At 64.8% G+C, this 15,774-nt stretch carries 14 protein-coding genes; 9 read left to right on the forward strand and 5 right to left on the reverse strand.

What is annotated here, in order from left to right; genetic code table 11:
* Positions 1-16 precede the first annotated feature (16 nt).
* Positions 17-811, forward strand: a complete 795-nt coding sequence (locus BH93_RS04225) for an MBL fold metallo-hydrolase (RefSeq protein ID WP_037176008.1) — start codon at positions 17-19, stop codon at positions 809-811.
* Here the strand turns inward: BH93_RS04225 and BH93_RS04230 are convergent, their stop codons facing one another.
* Together BH93_RS04230 and BH93_RS04235 are read right to left on the reverse strand one after the other, a co-directional pair.
* On the reverse strand, positions 812-1,486 hold the full coding sequence (locus BH93_RS04230; RefSeq protein ID WP_027494494.1) for a Crp/Fnr family transcriptional regulator: 675 nt from the start codon (positions 1,484-1,486) through the stop codon (positions 812-814).
* A 268-nt stretch (positions 1,487-1,754) separates the two neighbouring features.
* Complete coding sequence (locus tag BH93_RS04235) at positions 1,755-2,024, reverse strand: hypothetical protein (RefSeq protein WP_032380033.1); 270 nt, start codon at positions 2,022-2,024, stop codon at positions 1,755-1,757.
* A gap of 173 nt (positions 2,025-2,197) precedes the next feature.
* Between BH93_RS04235 and nth the strand changes: the two genes are divergently transcribed.
* Genes nth through marP form a run of 4 tightly spaced genes read left to right on the forward strand, consistent with a single transcriptional unit; the run spans position 2,198 to position 5,440 of the window.
* Positions 2,198-2,884: an endonuclease III gene (nth, locus tag BH93_RS04240; RefSeq protein WP_242459209.1), complete on the forward strand. Its 687-nt coding sequence runs from the start codon at positions 2,198-2,200 to the stop codon at positions 2,882-2,884.
* Between the two features lie 50 nt (positions 2,885-2,934).
* A complete protein-coding gene (locus tag BH93_RS04245) occupies positions 2,935-3,543 on the forward strand; it encodes a TlpA family protein disulfide reductase (RefSeq protein WP_052065759.1) in 609 nt (202 codons plus the stop codon).
* A 23-nt stretch (positions 3,544-3,566) separates the two neighbouring features.
* Entirely contained in the window at positions 3,567-4,253 is a 687-nt protein-coding gene (locus BH93_RS04250; RefSeq protein WP_037176916.1) for an NUDIX hydrolase, read from the forward strand.
* On the forward strand, positions 4,250-5,440 hold the full coding sequence (gene marP, locus BH93_RS04255) for an acid resistance serine protease MarP (protein ID WP_032380036.1): 1,191 nt from the start codon (positions 4,250-4,252) through the stop codon (positions 5,438-5,440). The genes BH93_RS04250 and marP overlap by 4 nt, the downstream gene beginning before the upstream one ends.
* 22 nt (positions 5,441-5,462) lie before the next feature.
* Here the strand turns inward: marP and BH93_RS04260 are convergent, their stop codons facing one another.
* Positions 5,463-6,395 carry an alpha/beta fold hydrolase gene (locus BH93_RS04260; protein ID WP_032380037.1) on the reverse strand — a complete coding sequence of 311 codons (933 nt, stop codon included), beginning with the start codon at positions 6,393-6,395 and terminating at the stop codon, positions 5,463-5,465.
* A gap of 24 nt (positions 6,396-6,419) precedes the next feature.
* Complete coding sequence (locus BH93_RS04265; protein ID WP_032380038.1) at positions 6,420-6,914, reverse strand: phage holin family protein; 495 nt, start codon at positions 6,912-6,914, stop codon at positions 6,420-6,422.
* Between the two features lie 244 nt (positions 6,915-7,158).
* On the opposite strand from BH93_RS04265, the gene BH93_RS04270 reads away from it, so the two are divergent.
* The 3 genes from BH93_RS04270 (at position 7,159) to BH93_RS04280 (ending at position 11,611) form a co-directional block, all read left to right on the forward strand.
* Positions 7,159-8,529, forward strand: a complete 1,371-nt coding sequence (locus BH93_RS04270; protein ID WP_037176013.1) for an MFS transporter — start codon at positions 7,159-7,161, stop codon at positions 8,527-8,529.
* A gap of 106 nt (positions 8,530-8,635) precedes the next feature.
* Positions 8,636-9,616, forward strand: coding sequence for a cytochrome c oxidase assembly protein (locus tag BH93_RS04275; protein ID WP_037176015.1), 981 nt, complete (start codon positions 8,636-8,638; stop codon positions 9,614-9,616).
* A gap of 186 nt (positions 9,617-9,802) precedes the next feature.
* The gene (locus tag BH93_RS04280; protein ID WP_080739234.1) at positions 9,803-11,611 is read left to right on the forward strand and encodes a glycosyltransferase family 39 protein; all 1,809 of its coding nucleotides are present in this window, start codon (positions 9,803-9,805) and stop codon (positions 11,609-11,611) included.
* 68 nt (positions 11,612-11,679) lie between these two features.
* On the opposite strand, the gene acs is transcribed toward BH93_RS04280, so the two are convergent.
* A complete protein-coding gene (gene acs, locus BH93_RS04285; RefSeq protein WP_037176017.1) occupies positions 11,680-13,623 on the reverse strand; it encodes an acetate--CoA ligase in 1,944 nt (647 codons plus the stop codon).
* Positions 13,624-14,068: 445 nt separating this feature from the next.
* On the opposite strand from acs, the gene BH93_RS04290 reads away from it, so the two are divergent.
* Positions 14,069-15,691 (forward strand): peptide ABC transporter substrate-binding protein, encoded by a 1,623-nt coding sequence (locus BH93_RS04290; protein WP_032380685.1) that lies wholly within the window; start codon positions 14,069-14,071, stop codon positions 15,689-15,691.
* Positions 15,692-15,774 lie beyond the last annotated feature (83 nt).

Genomic DNA, 15,774 nt, shown 5'->3' on the forward strand with positions numbered 1-15,774 from the left:
GTCCTACAGTGTTTCAATGGCCGACTCGAACCCCCAGCATCCCGCGTACGGACTTCTTCGGCAGGTGACGCCGACCGCGTCGGTTCTGCTTGCCGACAACCCGGGCAAGATGACTCTCGACGGAACGAACACCTGGATCCTGCGGGCACCGGGTGCCGAGGAGTGCATCGTCGTCGATCCGGGTCCGAAGGACCGAGCCCATCTCGACGCCGTCGCCGCGTCGGGCACGGTGGTTCTGACGCTCGTGACCCATCGACACGCCGACCACACCGGCGGAGTGAAGCGGTTCCACCGCAAGACATCCGCTCCGGTGCGCGCTCTGGGGGAGACGTTTCTGCACGGGGACGGCGCGACGTTGGCCCACGGCGAGGTCATCGAGGCGGCCGGATTGCGAATCGAAGTACTGCACACACCCGGGCACACGGCGGATTCGGTGAGCTTCGTGCTCGACGACGCAATTCTGACGGGAGACACGATTCTCGGCCGCGGCACCACGGTGCTCGACCCGAAGGACGGCTCCCTCGCGGACTACCTCGAGTCGTTGGACCGACTGGAAGCAGCAGGTGCCGGAAAGACGGTGCTGCCCGGGCACGGACCCGAACTACCGGACACCGCCGAGGTGGCGCGAGCGTATCGCGCCCACCGTCAGCAGCGTTTGGACCAGGTTCGTGCTGCGCTCGTCGAGATCGGCGAGAACGCGAAACCGATGCAGGTGGTACGCCACGTCTATTCGGACGTGGACAAGAAGCTATGGCCGGCTGCGCGGATGTCGGTCAAGACGCAGCTGGCCTACCTTCGAGAAAGGAGCTAGCTAGCGAGCTCGGCGAGCCAGACGCTCGGAGTCCGAGATCAGCACGGACTTGCCCTCGAGGCGCAACCATCCGCGGTGTGCGAAGTCGGCGAGTGCCTTGTTGACGGTCTCGCGAGAGGCACCGACGAGCTGAGCGATCTCTTCCTGCGTCAGGTCGTGGGTCACGCGAAGCGATCCCGCTTCCTGTGTGCCGAAGCGCTGCGCGAGCTGCAGCAGTGCCTTCGCGACACGTCCGGGGACGTCGGTGAAGATGAGGTCGGCCAGGTTGTTGTTGGTGCGACGCAACCGGCGAGCCAGCACGCGCAGCAACTGCTCGGCGATCTCGGGGCGCTGGTCGATCCAGTCCTTGAGCGCGGCGCGGTCCATGCTGACCGCGCGCACCTCGGTGACCGTAGTGGCCGAGGACGTACGCGGGCCGGGATCGAAGATGGAGAGCTCGCCGAACATGTCCGACGGTCCCATGATCGTCAGCAGGTTCTCGCGGCCGTCGGGAGAGCGTCGTCCGAGCTTGATCTTGCCGGAAACGATGATGTAGAGCCGGTCTCCGGGCTCACCCTCGTTGAACACGACGTGTCCGCGGGGGAAATCGACAGGCTGCAGCTGCTTCGTCAGGGCCGCTACCGCAGAGGGTTCGACTCCTTGGAAGATGCCGGCCCGTGCCAGGACGTCGTCCACTTGCGCTCCTTTAGGGATGTCGACGATGCGGCAAACCCGCACCACCGAAGGCGTTTGTACACAGTCGTGCCACCCACCGAACTGCGTGGGCAGTTCAGGCGTCGAAGCCGGTGCAATGTTCAAACACAACAATTACCTCAGGGGAGTCTACTTCGACTCGGTCGAAACCGAGTGATCGACGCCACCACAGGTTGCCAGAGCTATTGAGTGTGTGTTCCCGTTCACCGAAAATTCATCGAAATCGCGGCCTATCGGACAAAATGGTTGCTCAGCTGGCGCGTTGGTCGACCATGCCGTCGCGCGTGTCGATGGTCCGCGGTGGGGTCTGCCGACGCTTGCGGGTGTTGAAACGAGCCAGCGCGTGCGGGAAGCCTTCGTTGGCCAGTGTGGCGACCTCGGACTTGCTCGCTTGATCGAGAAATTCCTCTACTTCGTGCTCCCGGACGCCGAGCTTGCTGAGCCGGAACTCGACGCGCTCCATCGCGAGTGCGAAGAGCATGAGTAGTACCGGAAAGAGCACCACGGCGAGTCCTTGCATACCGGCCAGTTAACACCGAAAAGGTCTCGATACAAACACAGCTCGGTGCGGTCGCGTAGTTCGTTACGCATTCTTGTCCGTACAGTTGTGGAGTGGATTCGACAGCCCCGAAACGCCCCGACGTGCGCAAACGCGAGGAGACGCACCTCGGGCTCGTGCGTCGAGCTCGGCGAATGAATCGGACGCTCGGGGTCGCCTTTCCGCACGTGTACTGCGAACTCGACTTCACCACGCCCCTCGAACTGGCCGTGGCGACCATCCTGTCCGCGCAGTGCACCGACAAACGCGTCAACATGGTCACCCCGGCACTGTTCGTGAGATACCGCACAGCCCGCGACTACGCCGAGGCAGACCGGACCGAACTCGAGGAGTTCATCCGCACCACGGGGTTCTATCGGAACAAGGCCAACTCGTTGATCGGGCTGGGACAGAAGCTGCTGGAGAACTTCGACGGCGACGTGCCGGCGACTCTGAAAGACCTCGTCACCCTTCCGGGTATCGGCCGCAAGACGGCCAACGTCGTTCTCGGCAACGCGTTCGACGTACCCGGCATCACGGTCGACACCCACTTCGGCCGGCTGGTGCGGCGCTGGCAGTGGACGGAGGAAGAGGACTCGGTCAAGGTCGAGCACGCGGTCGGTGCACTGATAGAGCGCAAAGAGTGGACTCTGCTCTCGCATCGCGTCATCTTCCACGGTCGACGCGTCTGCCACTCCCGTACTCCGGCGTGCGGAGTGTGCGTCCTCGCCAAGGACTGCCCGTCGTTCGGCCTCGGTCCGACCGATCCAGCCGCCGCTGCAGCCCTGGTGCGGGGTCCCGAGACCGAACACCTTCTCGCTCTTGCCGGAATCGTGTCGTGAACAAGGCCGCTCTTCGCTGGTCTCTGGTTGCGCTCATTCTCGTCGTCGGGATGGTCTACGCACTGTGGCCACGCAGTGAATCTCCCGGCGCGCAGCGCTCGGACGGTCCCGGCCTCGGTCAGGCAGGACCGTCGACGGCCGAGCGCCGGGCCGCCGACACACCCGAAGCTCTCGCACCGTTGCGACAGAACGCCGGTCTTGCCGCATGTCCGACGCCGTCGGGCGATGCAACGGGTCCGTTGACGGGCATCACACTCGAATGCATCGGCGACGGCTCGTACGTCGACCTGGGCCAAGCCCTGGCCGGCCGCCCCGCGTTGCTGAACATCTGGGCCTACTGGTGTGCCCCCTGCGCGGAGGAACTGCCTTACCTGCAGCAATACGCGGAGCGGGCGGGTGATGCCATCACCGTCCTCACCGTCCACAACGACGCCAACGAGGCGAACGGCCTCACGCGGCTCACCGATTACGGGGTCACTCTGCCCGGAGTTCAGGACGGTGGCGGCCGCGTGGCGGCCGCGGTGGGAGCACCGAATGTTCTGCCCGTATCCGTTTTGATATCTGCGGATGGCACTGTCGCCAAGGTGCTACCTCAACCCTTCTCGAGCGTCGACGACATCGCCGACGCCGTGCGCGAGAACCTCGGAGTTGCGTCGTGAGCGCACCCGAGTGGCTCGGGCGCATGCTCGACGTCGCCGGCAGCGCGAACGGACTGACCGACACCACCGGCATCAACCCGGTGCTGCAGCGGCACGCGAAGCCGGAGGACCGAACCCGTTCCGCGGCGGTGTTGGTGCTGTTCGGCGGGCCGGCCGCCGCTGATCCGACCGCTCCCGGTGGGCTCCCCGCCGACGCCGACGTACTGCTGACCCAGCGCGCGTCGACACTGCGTGATCACAGCGGACAGATCGCCTTCCCCGGTGGTGCCACCGATCCCGGCGACGACGGTCCCGTCGGTACGGCGCTGCGGGAGGCGCAGGAGGAAACCGGGCTCGACCCCGCCGGCGTCGTCCCGCTGGCGACGATGCCCGGGATCTACGTGCCACCGTCGCGCTTCGATGTGGTTCCGGTGCTCTCGTACTGGCAGGCCCCGAGTCCGGTTCGGGTGGTCGACGCGGGCGAAACCGAGCGGGTGGTGCGAGTTCCGTTGCGAGAGTTGCTCGATCCGGACAACCGCTTCCAGGTGCGCCATCCCGCCGGCTACCAGGGCCCGGCCTTCTCGGTACAGGGAATGCTGGTGTGGGGATTCACGGGCGGTATTCTGGCGGGCCTGCTCGCTGTGTCGGGCTGGGAGTCCGAGTGGGACACGGGGGACATACGCGATCTGGAGGCCAGCTTGACTGCGGTAGGAGCGAGGCTCGATCGGTGACGGGTTCAGGGTGGGTCGATATCGCGGTGGTCGCCATCGCACTGTTGGCGGCAACATCGGGATGGCGGCAGGGTGCGGTGGCGTCGGCGCTGGCGTTTCTCGGCGTCGTGCTCGGTGCCGTTGCCGGAATTCTGGTGGCACCGCACGTGCTCGAGCACGTCGACGGTTCGCGAATGCGGGTCTTCGTCGGTATCGCGTTGATCGTGGTGTTGGTGATCGTCGGCGAGGTGGCCGGCATGGTTCTGGGTCGCGCGTTGCGCAGCGGAATACATTCGCGCGCAGCCAGATCCGTCGACAGCACGATCGGGGCCGGGTTGCAGGCCGCGGCCGTTCTCGCTGCCGCGTGGCTGCTCGCCATTCCGCTGACGTCGTCGTCGCAGCCCGAGGTCGCCAGTGCGGTGCGCGGCTCGACGGTCCTGGGCAAGGTCGACGAGGTGGCACCCGACTGGTTGCGTCAGGTGCCCAAGGAATTCTCGGCGCTGCTCGACACCTCCGGATTGCCGGACGTCATCGGACCGTTCGGTCGTACGCCGGTTGCCGATGTCGCGGCTCCGGATTCCGGCATCGCCGCGGGTCCGATTCCGGTGGCGCTGCAGTCCAGCGTCATCAAGATCAACGGCATCGCGCCGAGCTGCCAGAAAGCACTGGAGGGCTCCGGCTTCGTCGTCGGGTCCGACCTGGTGATGACCAACGCGCACGTCGTGGCAGGCACGTCCGAGGTGACCGTCGATTCTCCCAACGGCCCGCTCGACGCCGACGTCGTACTGTTCGACCCCGAAGAAGACGTTGCTGTGCTTCGTGTTTCGGAGCTGCAGGCACCGGTGTTGAACTTCGCGCCGACGCCGGCCGAATCCGGATCCGACGCCATCGTGCTCGGCTACCCCGGCGGCGGTCCTTACACGGCGAGCCCGGCCAGGATCCGCGAGATCATCAACCTCAGCGGCCCCGACATCTACCGCACCGGAACCGTCCAACGCGAGGTCTACACGGTGCGCGGATCGGTGCGACAGGGCAATTCCGGTGGACCGCTGGTCAACTCGTCCGGTGAGGTTCTCGGTGTCGTGTTCGGTGCCGCTGTCGACGACCCCGACACCGGATTCGTGCTGACCGCGTCGGAGATCGCGGACGAGCTGGCGCGGAGCTTCGATGCGCCGGTCAGCGTGGGTACCGGCGACTGCATCGTCTGACCCTGTCGTCCAGCCCGGTCGTCTAGCCCTCGCGCACGATGCGCAGGATCTCCTCGGACACCACGTCCGGTGCTTCCTGGTGCACGTAGTGCCCCACGTCCCGCACTGTTCGACGCGTCAGGCCCGGGGCCCAGTGCCGATCCCGATCGAGGGTGGTGGGCAGCACGTACGGGTCGAGGTCGCCGATGATCTGCGCGACGGGAATCGAGGTGCGCACGTCGACGGCATCCATGAAGCGCCGGCCGTCGGAGCGGAACTGGCTGCGGAACGCCCAGCGCTGATATTCGAGCGCACAATGTGCGGCACCGGGAATGCGGATGGCAGAGCTCATCTTGGCGGCGGTGTCTGCAAAATCCTCGGTGCTCTTCCATGCGGACCCGGCTCGACTACGCATCAGTTCTTCCACCGCGCCGCCGCCTCGACGCGTCAGCAGCCTCTCGGGCCGCAGAGGAACCTGGTAGCGAACGAAGTGCGGCAGCAGAGCCGCGCGTTGTGCAGAATCCTTCAGCACGGCGCGGCGCAGGGAGATGGGGTGTGGGGCGTTGATGAGCACCATCGAGCGCACCAGACGTGGATGCAGAGCCGAGCTGGCCCAGCAGACCAGTCCGCCGTCGGCGTGGCCGACGAACGTGGCGTTCGGGTAGCCGAGGGCGCGAATCAGGCCGACGATGTCGCCGGCGAGGGTCCACCCGTCGTATCCGCGTGGGGGCTTGTCGGAGTCGCCGTACCCACGCAGGTCGACGGCGACGGCGCGCACACCGGACCGAGCGAGTGCGTCGAGTTGGTGTCGCCACGAGTACCAGAAATCGGCGAAGCCGTGCAGTAGGACCACCAGCGGCGCGTTCGGTTCGTGTTCGCCGACTTCGACGATGTGGAACCGGATTCCGTTGGCGTGGATATCGCGATGGATCCACTGTCCCGGATAGCGGACCGTGGACGGATCGGGTTGATTCATACTGCTCGACTCGCCGGGCGTCGACTACTTCTTGTAGCCGGGAATTCCGGGGATGGAATCGTGCTGGTTCGGCAGTACCGTCGACGCCTGCTTGAGCGAGTCGATGGTCTTCTCGGGCTTGCGCAGCTTCTTGACTCTGCGATAGCCCAGGAAACCGAACAGCGCCGCGGCCAACACCATGACGGCGAACACTATGAGGAAGGCCGCCCAGCGGTAGAGCCACACGTCGAGCAGTTCGGCAGCGAAGAAGAAGAAGAAGAACGAGCTGAACAGCAGCACCGTCAGCGCGATGATGAAGAAGACGCTGCCCTGCAGACCCTTCTTGACCTCGCCGGTGACCTCGGCCTTGGCGAGAGCGACTTCGGCGCGCACGAGCGTCGAGACCTGGGTGGTGGCGTCCTTGACGAGATTTCCGATGCTGGCGCTACCAGGGGTGCGGGCATCGACATCGGTCAGAGGTATCGACGAAATCGTATTCGGGACGCCGTTTCCGTATCCCTTGTCATTGCTGACGCTCAACTCTCGACCCCTTGTAATCGCTCTGCTCGGTGTTGCGGAAGATCGTATCGACAGTAGTGCCTAGGTAGCAGGTTAACCGCTACGCGGCAGCCGAGCGATGCTCGGCCCGCCGATGGTTACCTCCCCGCCCGTCGAGACAAACACGGAAATGTTGCACCAATCGGCAACGAACAGACCGGGGGCGTGAAATTCTCAGGTGTTCATCAGGTAATTTCCAGGGAACTTCCCTCTTCAGGAGCAATTCGTGAGTTCACCACACGCCGTCACGGACGACGGCGCAATTCCCGCACCTCAGGTGCCTCGGTCGCGCATCGTGATCGCCTCGATGGTCGGCACGTCGATCGAGTTCTTCGACTTCTACATCTATGCCACCGCCGCCGTGCTCGTCTTCCCCCGCCTGTTCTTCCCTGCGGGCAACGACACGACCGCGCTGCTCGCATCGTTCGCGACGTTCGGTTTGGCGTTCGTGGCGCGACCCATCGGCTCGATTCTGTTCGGCCACTTCGGCGATCGCATCGGACGCAAGGCGACCCTCGTCGGGTCCCTGCTGACGATGGGTGTCGCGACGTTCGCGATCGGACTGCTGCCGACGTACGCCGCGGTGGGTCTGTGGGCACCGGCTCTGCTGGCGATCATGCGCTTCACCCAGGGCGTCGGCCTCGGCGGTGAGTGGAGTGGTGCGGCGTTGCTGGCCACCGAAACCGCCAAGCCGGGCAAGCGAGCCTGGGCCGCGATGTACCCGCAGTTGGGTGCGCCGATCGGCTTCTTCTTCGCCAACGGCATCTTCTTGCTCATCGTCATCGCGACCGGCTACGACTCCGCGAACTCCGGCACCGACCACGCGTTCCTCACGTGGGGCTGGCGTATCCCGTTCCTGCTCAGCGCGATCATGGTGATCATCGGCCTGTACGTCCGACTCAAGCTCGAGGAGACGCCGGTGTTCAAGCTGGCCGTCGAGCGCGGCCAGAAGGTCAAGACCCCGTTGGCTCAGGTGTTCAAGACCAGCTGGCGTCAGCTGATCATCGGTACCTTCGTCATGCTCGCCACCTACACGCTCTTCTACATCATGACCACGTGGGTGGTCAGCTACGGAACGGGCAAGGTGGCCGACGTCAACGGTCCCAAGCTGGCCATCCCGTACACGGACTTCCTGGAGCTCCAGCTCATCGCGGTGCTGTTCTTCGCGGCCCTGATCCCGGTCGCCGGGCTGCTCGCCGACAAGTACGGCCGACGTCCGACGCTCATCGTCATCACCGCGGCGATCGTGCTGTTCGGTCTGTCGTTCCATTGGTTCGCCGACCCGTCGTCCGCGTCGGCAGGCAAGATGCTGGTGTTCATGTGCGTCGGCCTCGGACTGATGGGCCTGACGTTCGGACCCATGAGTGCCGTTCTGCCCGAGCTGTTTCCGACCAACGTGCGCTACACCGGCTCGGGAATCTCGTACAACACCGCGTCGATCCTCGGTGCCGCAGTGGCACCGTTCATCGCCACCTGGCTGGTGAGCACCTACGGCGTCGGCTGGGTTGGCGTGTACCTCGCCATCGCCGCAGCACTGACACTGATCTCGCTGATCATCATGAAGGAAACACGAGACCAGTCGCTCGACAGCGTGTAGTTGGATTCACCGGCCGTCGCCCAGTATGTCCGAAACAATCGGACATACTGGGGCGCAACGGACTTGATTCGTTCGTGCAACGCGGATCGGGTGCACACTGGTTCCGGTGCCTCCCACGTGGACCTCCCTGATAGTCGACTGGCGATTCGATCCTGCCGCGATCGTGGTCGCTGCTGTACTCACCTTTACGTATGTGCGAGCTGTGCGCCGATCGGCGCACAGCGGGACGCACATAGGTGCGGCACGCCGGGCCGGGTTCCTCCTGCTCGGGGTCGGTACCTTCGTTGTCGCGACGTGCTCTGCGGTCGGTGTCCTTGCCGATGAACTGTTCTGGGCGCGGTGCCTGCAGGTGGTGCTGCTGTTGATGGTCGTTCCCTTCGGCTTGGCGATGGGCCGCCCTCTCACGGCACTGCGCGAAGGCTCAGGAACGGGCGGCCGGAACAGGATCGACCGGCTCCTCACCCATGGATTCGTTCGCATATCGGTGCACCCCGCGACGACATCGGTGCTGATGATCGGTACACCCTGGTTGTTCTTTCTGACCCCGTGGTTGCACGTCGTACTTATCGATGCGGCAGCGGATTTCGGCACTGCTCTCGTGTTCGTGACCGTTGGATTTCTGTACTTCTACGCTCGGTTGCAGGCGGATCCGGTGCCGCGTCGGTACTCGCAGTTGATTTCAATGCTGATCACCATCGCCGAGATGCTCGGCGATGGCGTACTCGGAATCGTGCTGTGGCTCGGTCCGCTCCTGCCTGCGGTGGACTATCTGGGATCACTGAGGACGTGGGGGCCTGCACCGGTGACCGATCAGATAATCGGGGCCGGAGTGTTCTGGATCCTCGGGGACATCCTCGGTATGCCGTTTCTGCTGGCACTGTTGCGAGCATTCCGTCTCGACGAGAAGGCTGCGTCGGACCTCATCGATGCGGAACTCGATGAGGCACAAAAACATCCGACTCGACCTGGCGAGGCCGAGTCGACGGTGGTGGCCGGCGAGGATCCTCCCGCTTCTGCTGGGGGACTGTGGTGGGCCGCGGACCCACAGTTGCACGACCGTTTCCGGGGTGAACCACCGAGGCAATGATGACCCGTTGCTCGATCACGTTGCGGGGCAGACAATTCGGGCAAAGCGCGCTCCGCTCCACATTGACGGTCGATTTTCAGGAAGTTGACCGCACATCCTCAGGATCGAGGTCGACAGTGATCGACTGTGACCATCCAATCTGTGAGCGCCGATTCTGGACTCGACGTGAGTCGACCGCGTTGGGCGATGCCCACTCTTGCCGCCCTTCTCGTCGGAACAGCAGGGGCCTACGCCCTCGATCTGAACCGCGAGCACTGGGGTAATTCCTTCTATGCGGCGGCCGTTCAGGCCGGCTCGATCAGTTGGAAGGCGTTCCTGTTCGGTTCGTCCGATGCCGCGAACTCCATCACGGTGGACAAACCACCGGCGTCGCTGTGGATCATGGAGCTCTCGGTACGAATCTTCGGCCTCAACTCGTGGTCACTGTTGTTGCCGCAGGTGCTGATGGCCGTGCTGAGCGTGGGAATCATGTACGCGATCGTCGCCCGTCGATTCGGATACGGGGCAGCGCTGATTGCAGGCGCGGTGTTGGCCACCACGCCGACCTTCGCGCTGATGTTCCGCTACGACAATCCCGACGCCTTGCTCACCCTCACCCTGTTGGGGGCAGCGTGGGCGATGCTGCGAGCTCTCGAAGACGGACGCACTCGCTGGCTGGTGCTGACCGGCGCTGTCATGGGTCTCGGATTCCTGACCAAACAGCTGCAGGCGTTCCTCGTCGTTCCGGCTCTTGCCGTGGCGTACGCCACGTTCGGTCCGCCCAAGCTGGGAACCCGACTTCTGCAGTTGCTGGCCGCCGGTGCCGCCGTGCTCGTCTCCGCGGGATGGTGGGTGGCGATCGTGCAACTGGTGCCTGCAGCGGACCGGCCGTGGGTCGGTGGATCGAAGACCGACAGCATTCTGGATCTGACCTTCGGCTACAACGGCTTGGGTAGGTTGACCGGTAGCGAACACGCGGGCACCGCCGGATCGTCCGCCGGCGATGCAGCGCAGGCAGGCGGTTTCGGGCCGGGCGGGCACGGACCGCAGACGGGCATCACCCGGATGTTCGCGGCCGCTCAGGGTGGTCAGATCTCGTGGCTGATTCCGGCCGCACTGGTGCTCGTGGTCGCGGGAATCGTGTTGCGCGGCAAAGCTCCTCGGCGGGACTTTCAGCGCGCCTGGTTCGTGATGTGGGGGCTGTGGCTCGTCGGGTGCTCGGTGGTGTTCAGCTTCATGTCGGGCACCTTCCACCCCTACTACACGATCGTCGTCGCTCCGGCGATCGCCGCCATCGTCGGAGCGGCTGTCCGCGAGCTGTGGGTGAGGCGCGAAAAATCCTGGTGGCGTGCAGTTCTGGTGCTGGCTTCGGCGATCACGACGGCTACCGCGTTCGTCTTTCTCGCCCGCACTCCCGAATTTCTGCCGTGGCTGCGATGGGTGGTGCTGGGAGTCGGGGTCTTCGTCGCAGTGGCCCTGGTGTTCCGTCGGTCCCGACCGATGTCGATTGCACTGGGGGCGATGGCAATTGCGGTCGCTCTTGCCGGCCCCGTCGCATACGTCGCCGATACCGTGGTCACTCCGCACACGGGAGGTGGCCCGTCGGCCGGGCCCGCGGTTGCGTCCGACCAGGCCGCGAATCGAAGTGGTCGAGGAGGTGAAGATGCCGAGCGGTCAACGCAATTCGGCTCTCCATCGGCTCCCGACGCGGAGCTGACCGCACTCCTCGAGGCCGATCCGCAGAAGTACACCTGGGCGGCGGCGACGATCGGATCCAATGCCGCCGCGGTTCTACAGCTCGCAACCGACGACCCGGTGATGCCGGTGGGCGGATTCTCCGGAACCGACCCGTCGCCCACACTCGACCAATTCGAGGCCGACGTGGCCGCGGGAAAGATCCATTACTTCATCGCGGGAACGGGCAAGACCAGGTCGTCTGCGATCGGTGACTGGGTGGCCGCGACCTTCACGCCGAGGACCGTCGGCGACTACACGGTGTTCGATCTGAGTGCTTGAGCGGCTGCGCCGCATGTGCACGGAACCTCGTAGCCCACTACGAGTTTCCGCGCACATGCGCGAAGCGCTCAGCGGCCCTTTTTGATTGCCTCGAATACCTTCGGGTCGACGAGGGTGGAGACGTCACCGAGTTCGCGGCCTTCGGCCACGTCGCGGAGGAGGCGGCGCATGATCTTGCCGGAGCGGGTCTTCGGCAGCTCGGGGACGATGGAGATCTCGCGCGGCCGGGCGATCGGTGAGATCTCCTTGGAGACCTGCGCTTTGAGTTCGGCGATCAACGCATCGCCGGTGTTCTCCTCGCCGGCCCGCAGGATGACGAACGCGACGATGCCCTGTCCGGTGGTGTCGTCGGCGGCTCCGACGACGGCGGCTTCGGCGACACTGTGGTGGGTGACCAGTGCCGACTCCACCTCGGAGGTGGAGATGCGGTGGCCGGAGACGTTCATGACGTCGTCGACGCGGCCGAGGACCCACAGGGCGCCGTCGTCGTCGTACTTGGCGCCGTCGCCGGCGAAGTACCAGCCTTCTTCGGCGTAGCGGGACCAGTAGGTGTCCTTGTAGCGGTCCATGTCGCCCCAGATGCCGCGCAGCATCGCCGGCCACGGCTCGTCGAGGACGAGGTAGCCGTTGCCGCCGTTGCCCAGTGGCTTGGCGTCGTCGTCGACGATCTTGGCCGAGATGCCCGGTAGTGGGGTCATCGCCGAGCCGGGTTTGGTGGCGGTGACGCCGGGCAGTGGCGAGATCATGATCGCGCCGGTCTCGGTCTGCCACCAGGTGTCGACGATCGGGGCGGTGCCGCCGCCGACGACGTCGCGGAACCAGCGCCACGCCTCGGGGTTGATGGGTTCGCCGACGGAGCCGAGCAGGCGGATCGAGCTCAGGTCGTGGGCTTCGGGAATTTCCTTGCCCCACTTCATGAACGTGCGTACGAGGGTGGGGGAGGTGTAGTAGATCGAGACCTTGTACTTCTCGATGACGTTCCAATGCCGGTGCTCGTCGGGCGAATTGGGGGTTCCCTCGTAGACGACCTGGGTGGCGCGGTTCGAGAGCGGCCCGTAGACGATGTAGGAGTGTCCGGTGACCCAGCCGATGTCGGCGGTGCACCAGTAGACGTCCTTGCCGGCCTTGTGGTCGAAGACGTTGTGGTGGGTGTACGAGGTCTGCGTGAGGTAGCCGCCGGAGGTGTGGATGATGCCCTTGGGCTTACCCGTCGTGCCGGAGGTGTAGAGGATGAACAGTGGATGCTCTGCCGGGAACGGCTGTGCCTCGTGCTCTGTCGACGCCTTGGCAACGGTGTCGTGCCACCACAGGTCGCGTCCGTCGGTCCAGGCGACGTCGGAGTCGGTGCGCTTGACCACGAGCACGTGTTCGATCGATGCTGCCCCGTCGACTGCTTCGTCGACGGTGTCCTTGATGGGGGCGGGTTTGCCGCGTCGCCATTGTCCGTCGGTGGTGATGACGAGTTTGGCTTCGGCGTCGTCGATGCGTGAGCGCAGCGCGGTGGCCGAGAAGCCGGCGAAGACGACCGAGTGCGTCAGGCCGAGGCGTGCGCAGGCGAGCATCGAGACGATGGCCTCGGGAATCATGGGCATGTAGATCGCGACTCGGTCGCCGGAGACGAGACCGAGTTCGGTCAGGGTGTTGGCGGCTTGGCTGACCTCGGCGAGCAGGTCGGTGTAGGTGACGTCGCGGCTGTCGCCGGGTTCGCCTTCCCAGTGGATGGCGACCTGGTCGCCGTGGCCGTCGAGGACGTGGCGGTCGACGCAGTTGTAGGCGACGTTGAGCTCGCCGTCGGCGAACCACTTGGCGACTGGGGCGTCGGACCAGTCGAGCACCTCGGTGAACGGGGTGTGCCAGTGGAGTCGGCGGGCCTGCTCGGCCCAGAACCCGAGTCGATCCTTCTCCGCGGCGGCGTAGAGATCCGCCTGAGCGTTCGCCTGAGCCGTGAACTCGGCCGAGGGTGCGTAGGAAGCAACCGCGGTCTCGTCGGTTCCGGAGGTACTGGTCGTCATCTCGAATAGCTCTCTTTCGTCCGATGCTTTTCGCCCATGAAACGGCACTCAACAGCCGGTCTCGAGCCCCTAGTGAGGGTAGTCACATGTGATGGCGATCGCACCGTTGCAATCGCCTGCAACCCCCTGATCTGCGGTGATCGGTAGTTTCTGCACGATGGGCGGTCATCAGGGCGCTCGGGGAGTCGGCTCGGCAAGGCTGGAGTCCGCACTGTGAGAAATCGACTTGCTCAAACGTTTCGATCATGTTTCCGACTTACTCGCGGGTCAGCAAAATCTGGGGGAGTTCACATGTTCGTTTCAGGATGTGTCTAAAGTCCATCCCATCAGATCGTTGGAACGGCTCACATGCCGTGCCATGCGGTCGCCCACGAAACCCCCGGGCGTCGCGCCCGAGGAACTGAGCACGGATGACCCCGTGTTCACATCTGGATGGAGGATTTCCTTGCGTATCAAACGTGCCGCGGTAGTCACCACGGCTGTGCTGATGAGTGCGAGCCTGCTCGCCGCCTGTGGCGGTGGTGGCTCGAGCTCCGGCGGCAGCGCCGACGGGATCTACAGCATCTACATCGGCGAGCCCGAGAATCCGCTGGTTCCCGGCAACACCACCGAGAGCGAGGGCAGCCAGGTCCTCAAGGCACTCTTCACTCCGCTGGTCACGTTCAACGACGAAGACAACAGTGTCGAGTACAACGGCGTCGCCGAGTCCGTCGAGTCCGAGGACAACGTCACCTGGACCGTCAAGCTCAAGGACGGCTGGACCTTCCACGACGGCACTCCCGTCACCTCGGAGTCCTTCACCAAGGCGTGGAGCTACAATGCGTTGAGCACCAACGCTTTCGGTGCTTCCTACTTCTTCGAGAACATCGAAGGCTACGCAGATCTGCAGGGCAGCGACACCGCCGCGCCCGCCGCCACCGAACTGAGCGGATTGAACGTCGTCGACGACACGACCTTCACCGTCAAGCTCAACGGACCGTTCGCTATCTTCCCGTTGACGCTCGGCTACACCGCGTTCGATCCGCTGCCGGAGGCGTTCTACGCCGACCCGACGGCATTCGGTGCCCGCCCGATCGGTAACGGCCCGTTCAAGGCCGACTCGGACTTCGTCCCCGGACAGGGCTTCACCGTCACCAAGTACGACGACTACGCAGGCGACAACGCGGCCAAGTCCGCAGGCGTCAACTTCAAGGTCTACACGGAGCTGAACACCGGCTACAACGATATCCAGGGCGGTGGACTCGACATCATGCTCGATCTGCCCGAGGATGCTTGGGCCACTGCGCGAGATCAGTTCGGTGATCGTTACGCCGATCGCGCTCGTCCCGATATCACCTCGCTCGGCTTCCCGACGTACGACCCGCGGTTCCAGAACCCGAACGTGCGCAAGGCATTCTCGATGGCCATCGATCGCCAGGCCATCGCGACGGCGATCTTCACCGACACCCGCACCCCCGCAGACTCCTTCGCCTCTCCCGTGGTCGAGGGCTACCGCGCAGACGCGTGTGGTGCCACCTGTGAGCTCAACGCCGACGAGGCCAACCGCCTGCTCGACGAGGCCGGCTTCGACCGCAGCCAGCCGGTCGACCTGTGGTTCAACGCCGGTGCAGGCCACGACTCGTGGATGACGGCCGTGGGCAACCAGATTCGCGAGAACCTGGGCGTCGACTACGCACTGCGCGGCGATCTGCAGTTCGCTCAGTACCTGCCGCTGCAGGACGCCAAGGGTATGACCGGCCCGTTCCGCTCGAGCTGGATCATGGACTACCCGTCGATCTACAACTTCCTGTCCCCGCTGTACTCGTCCGCGGCACTGCCGCCGGCCGGTAGCAACGCCACCTTCTTCAGTGACCCGGCATTCGATGCCGCATTGGCAGAGGGCAACAACGCCGAGGACATCGAAGCTGCGACGGCGGACTACCAGAAGGCAGAGGACATTCTGTTCCAGCAGATGCCCGCTACCCCGCTGTTCTACGGCCTGAATCAGGCAGTGTGGTCCGATCGCGTCTCCGACGTCAAGATCGACAACACCGGCGACATCGTCCTCGAGGACGTCGTAGTCAGCTAATAACGGACACCGGTGGGTGGCAACGGATGTGACTCCGTTGCCACCCATCGGTTCGTTTCGGCGGTGGGCGCCGCGCCCGCCGA

Source organism: Rhodococcoides fascians A25f (assembly GCF_000760935.2).
GTDB lineage: Bacteria > Actinomycetota > Actinomycetes > Mycobacteriales > Mycobacteriaceae > Rhodococcoides.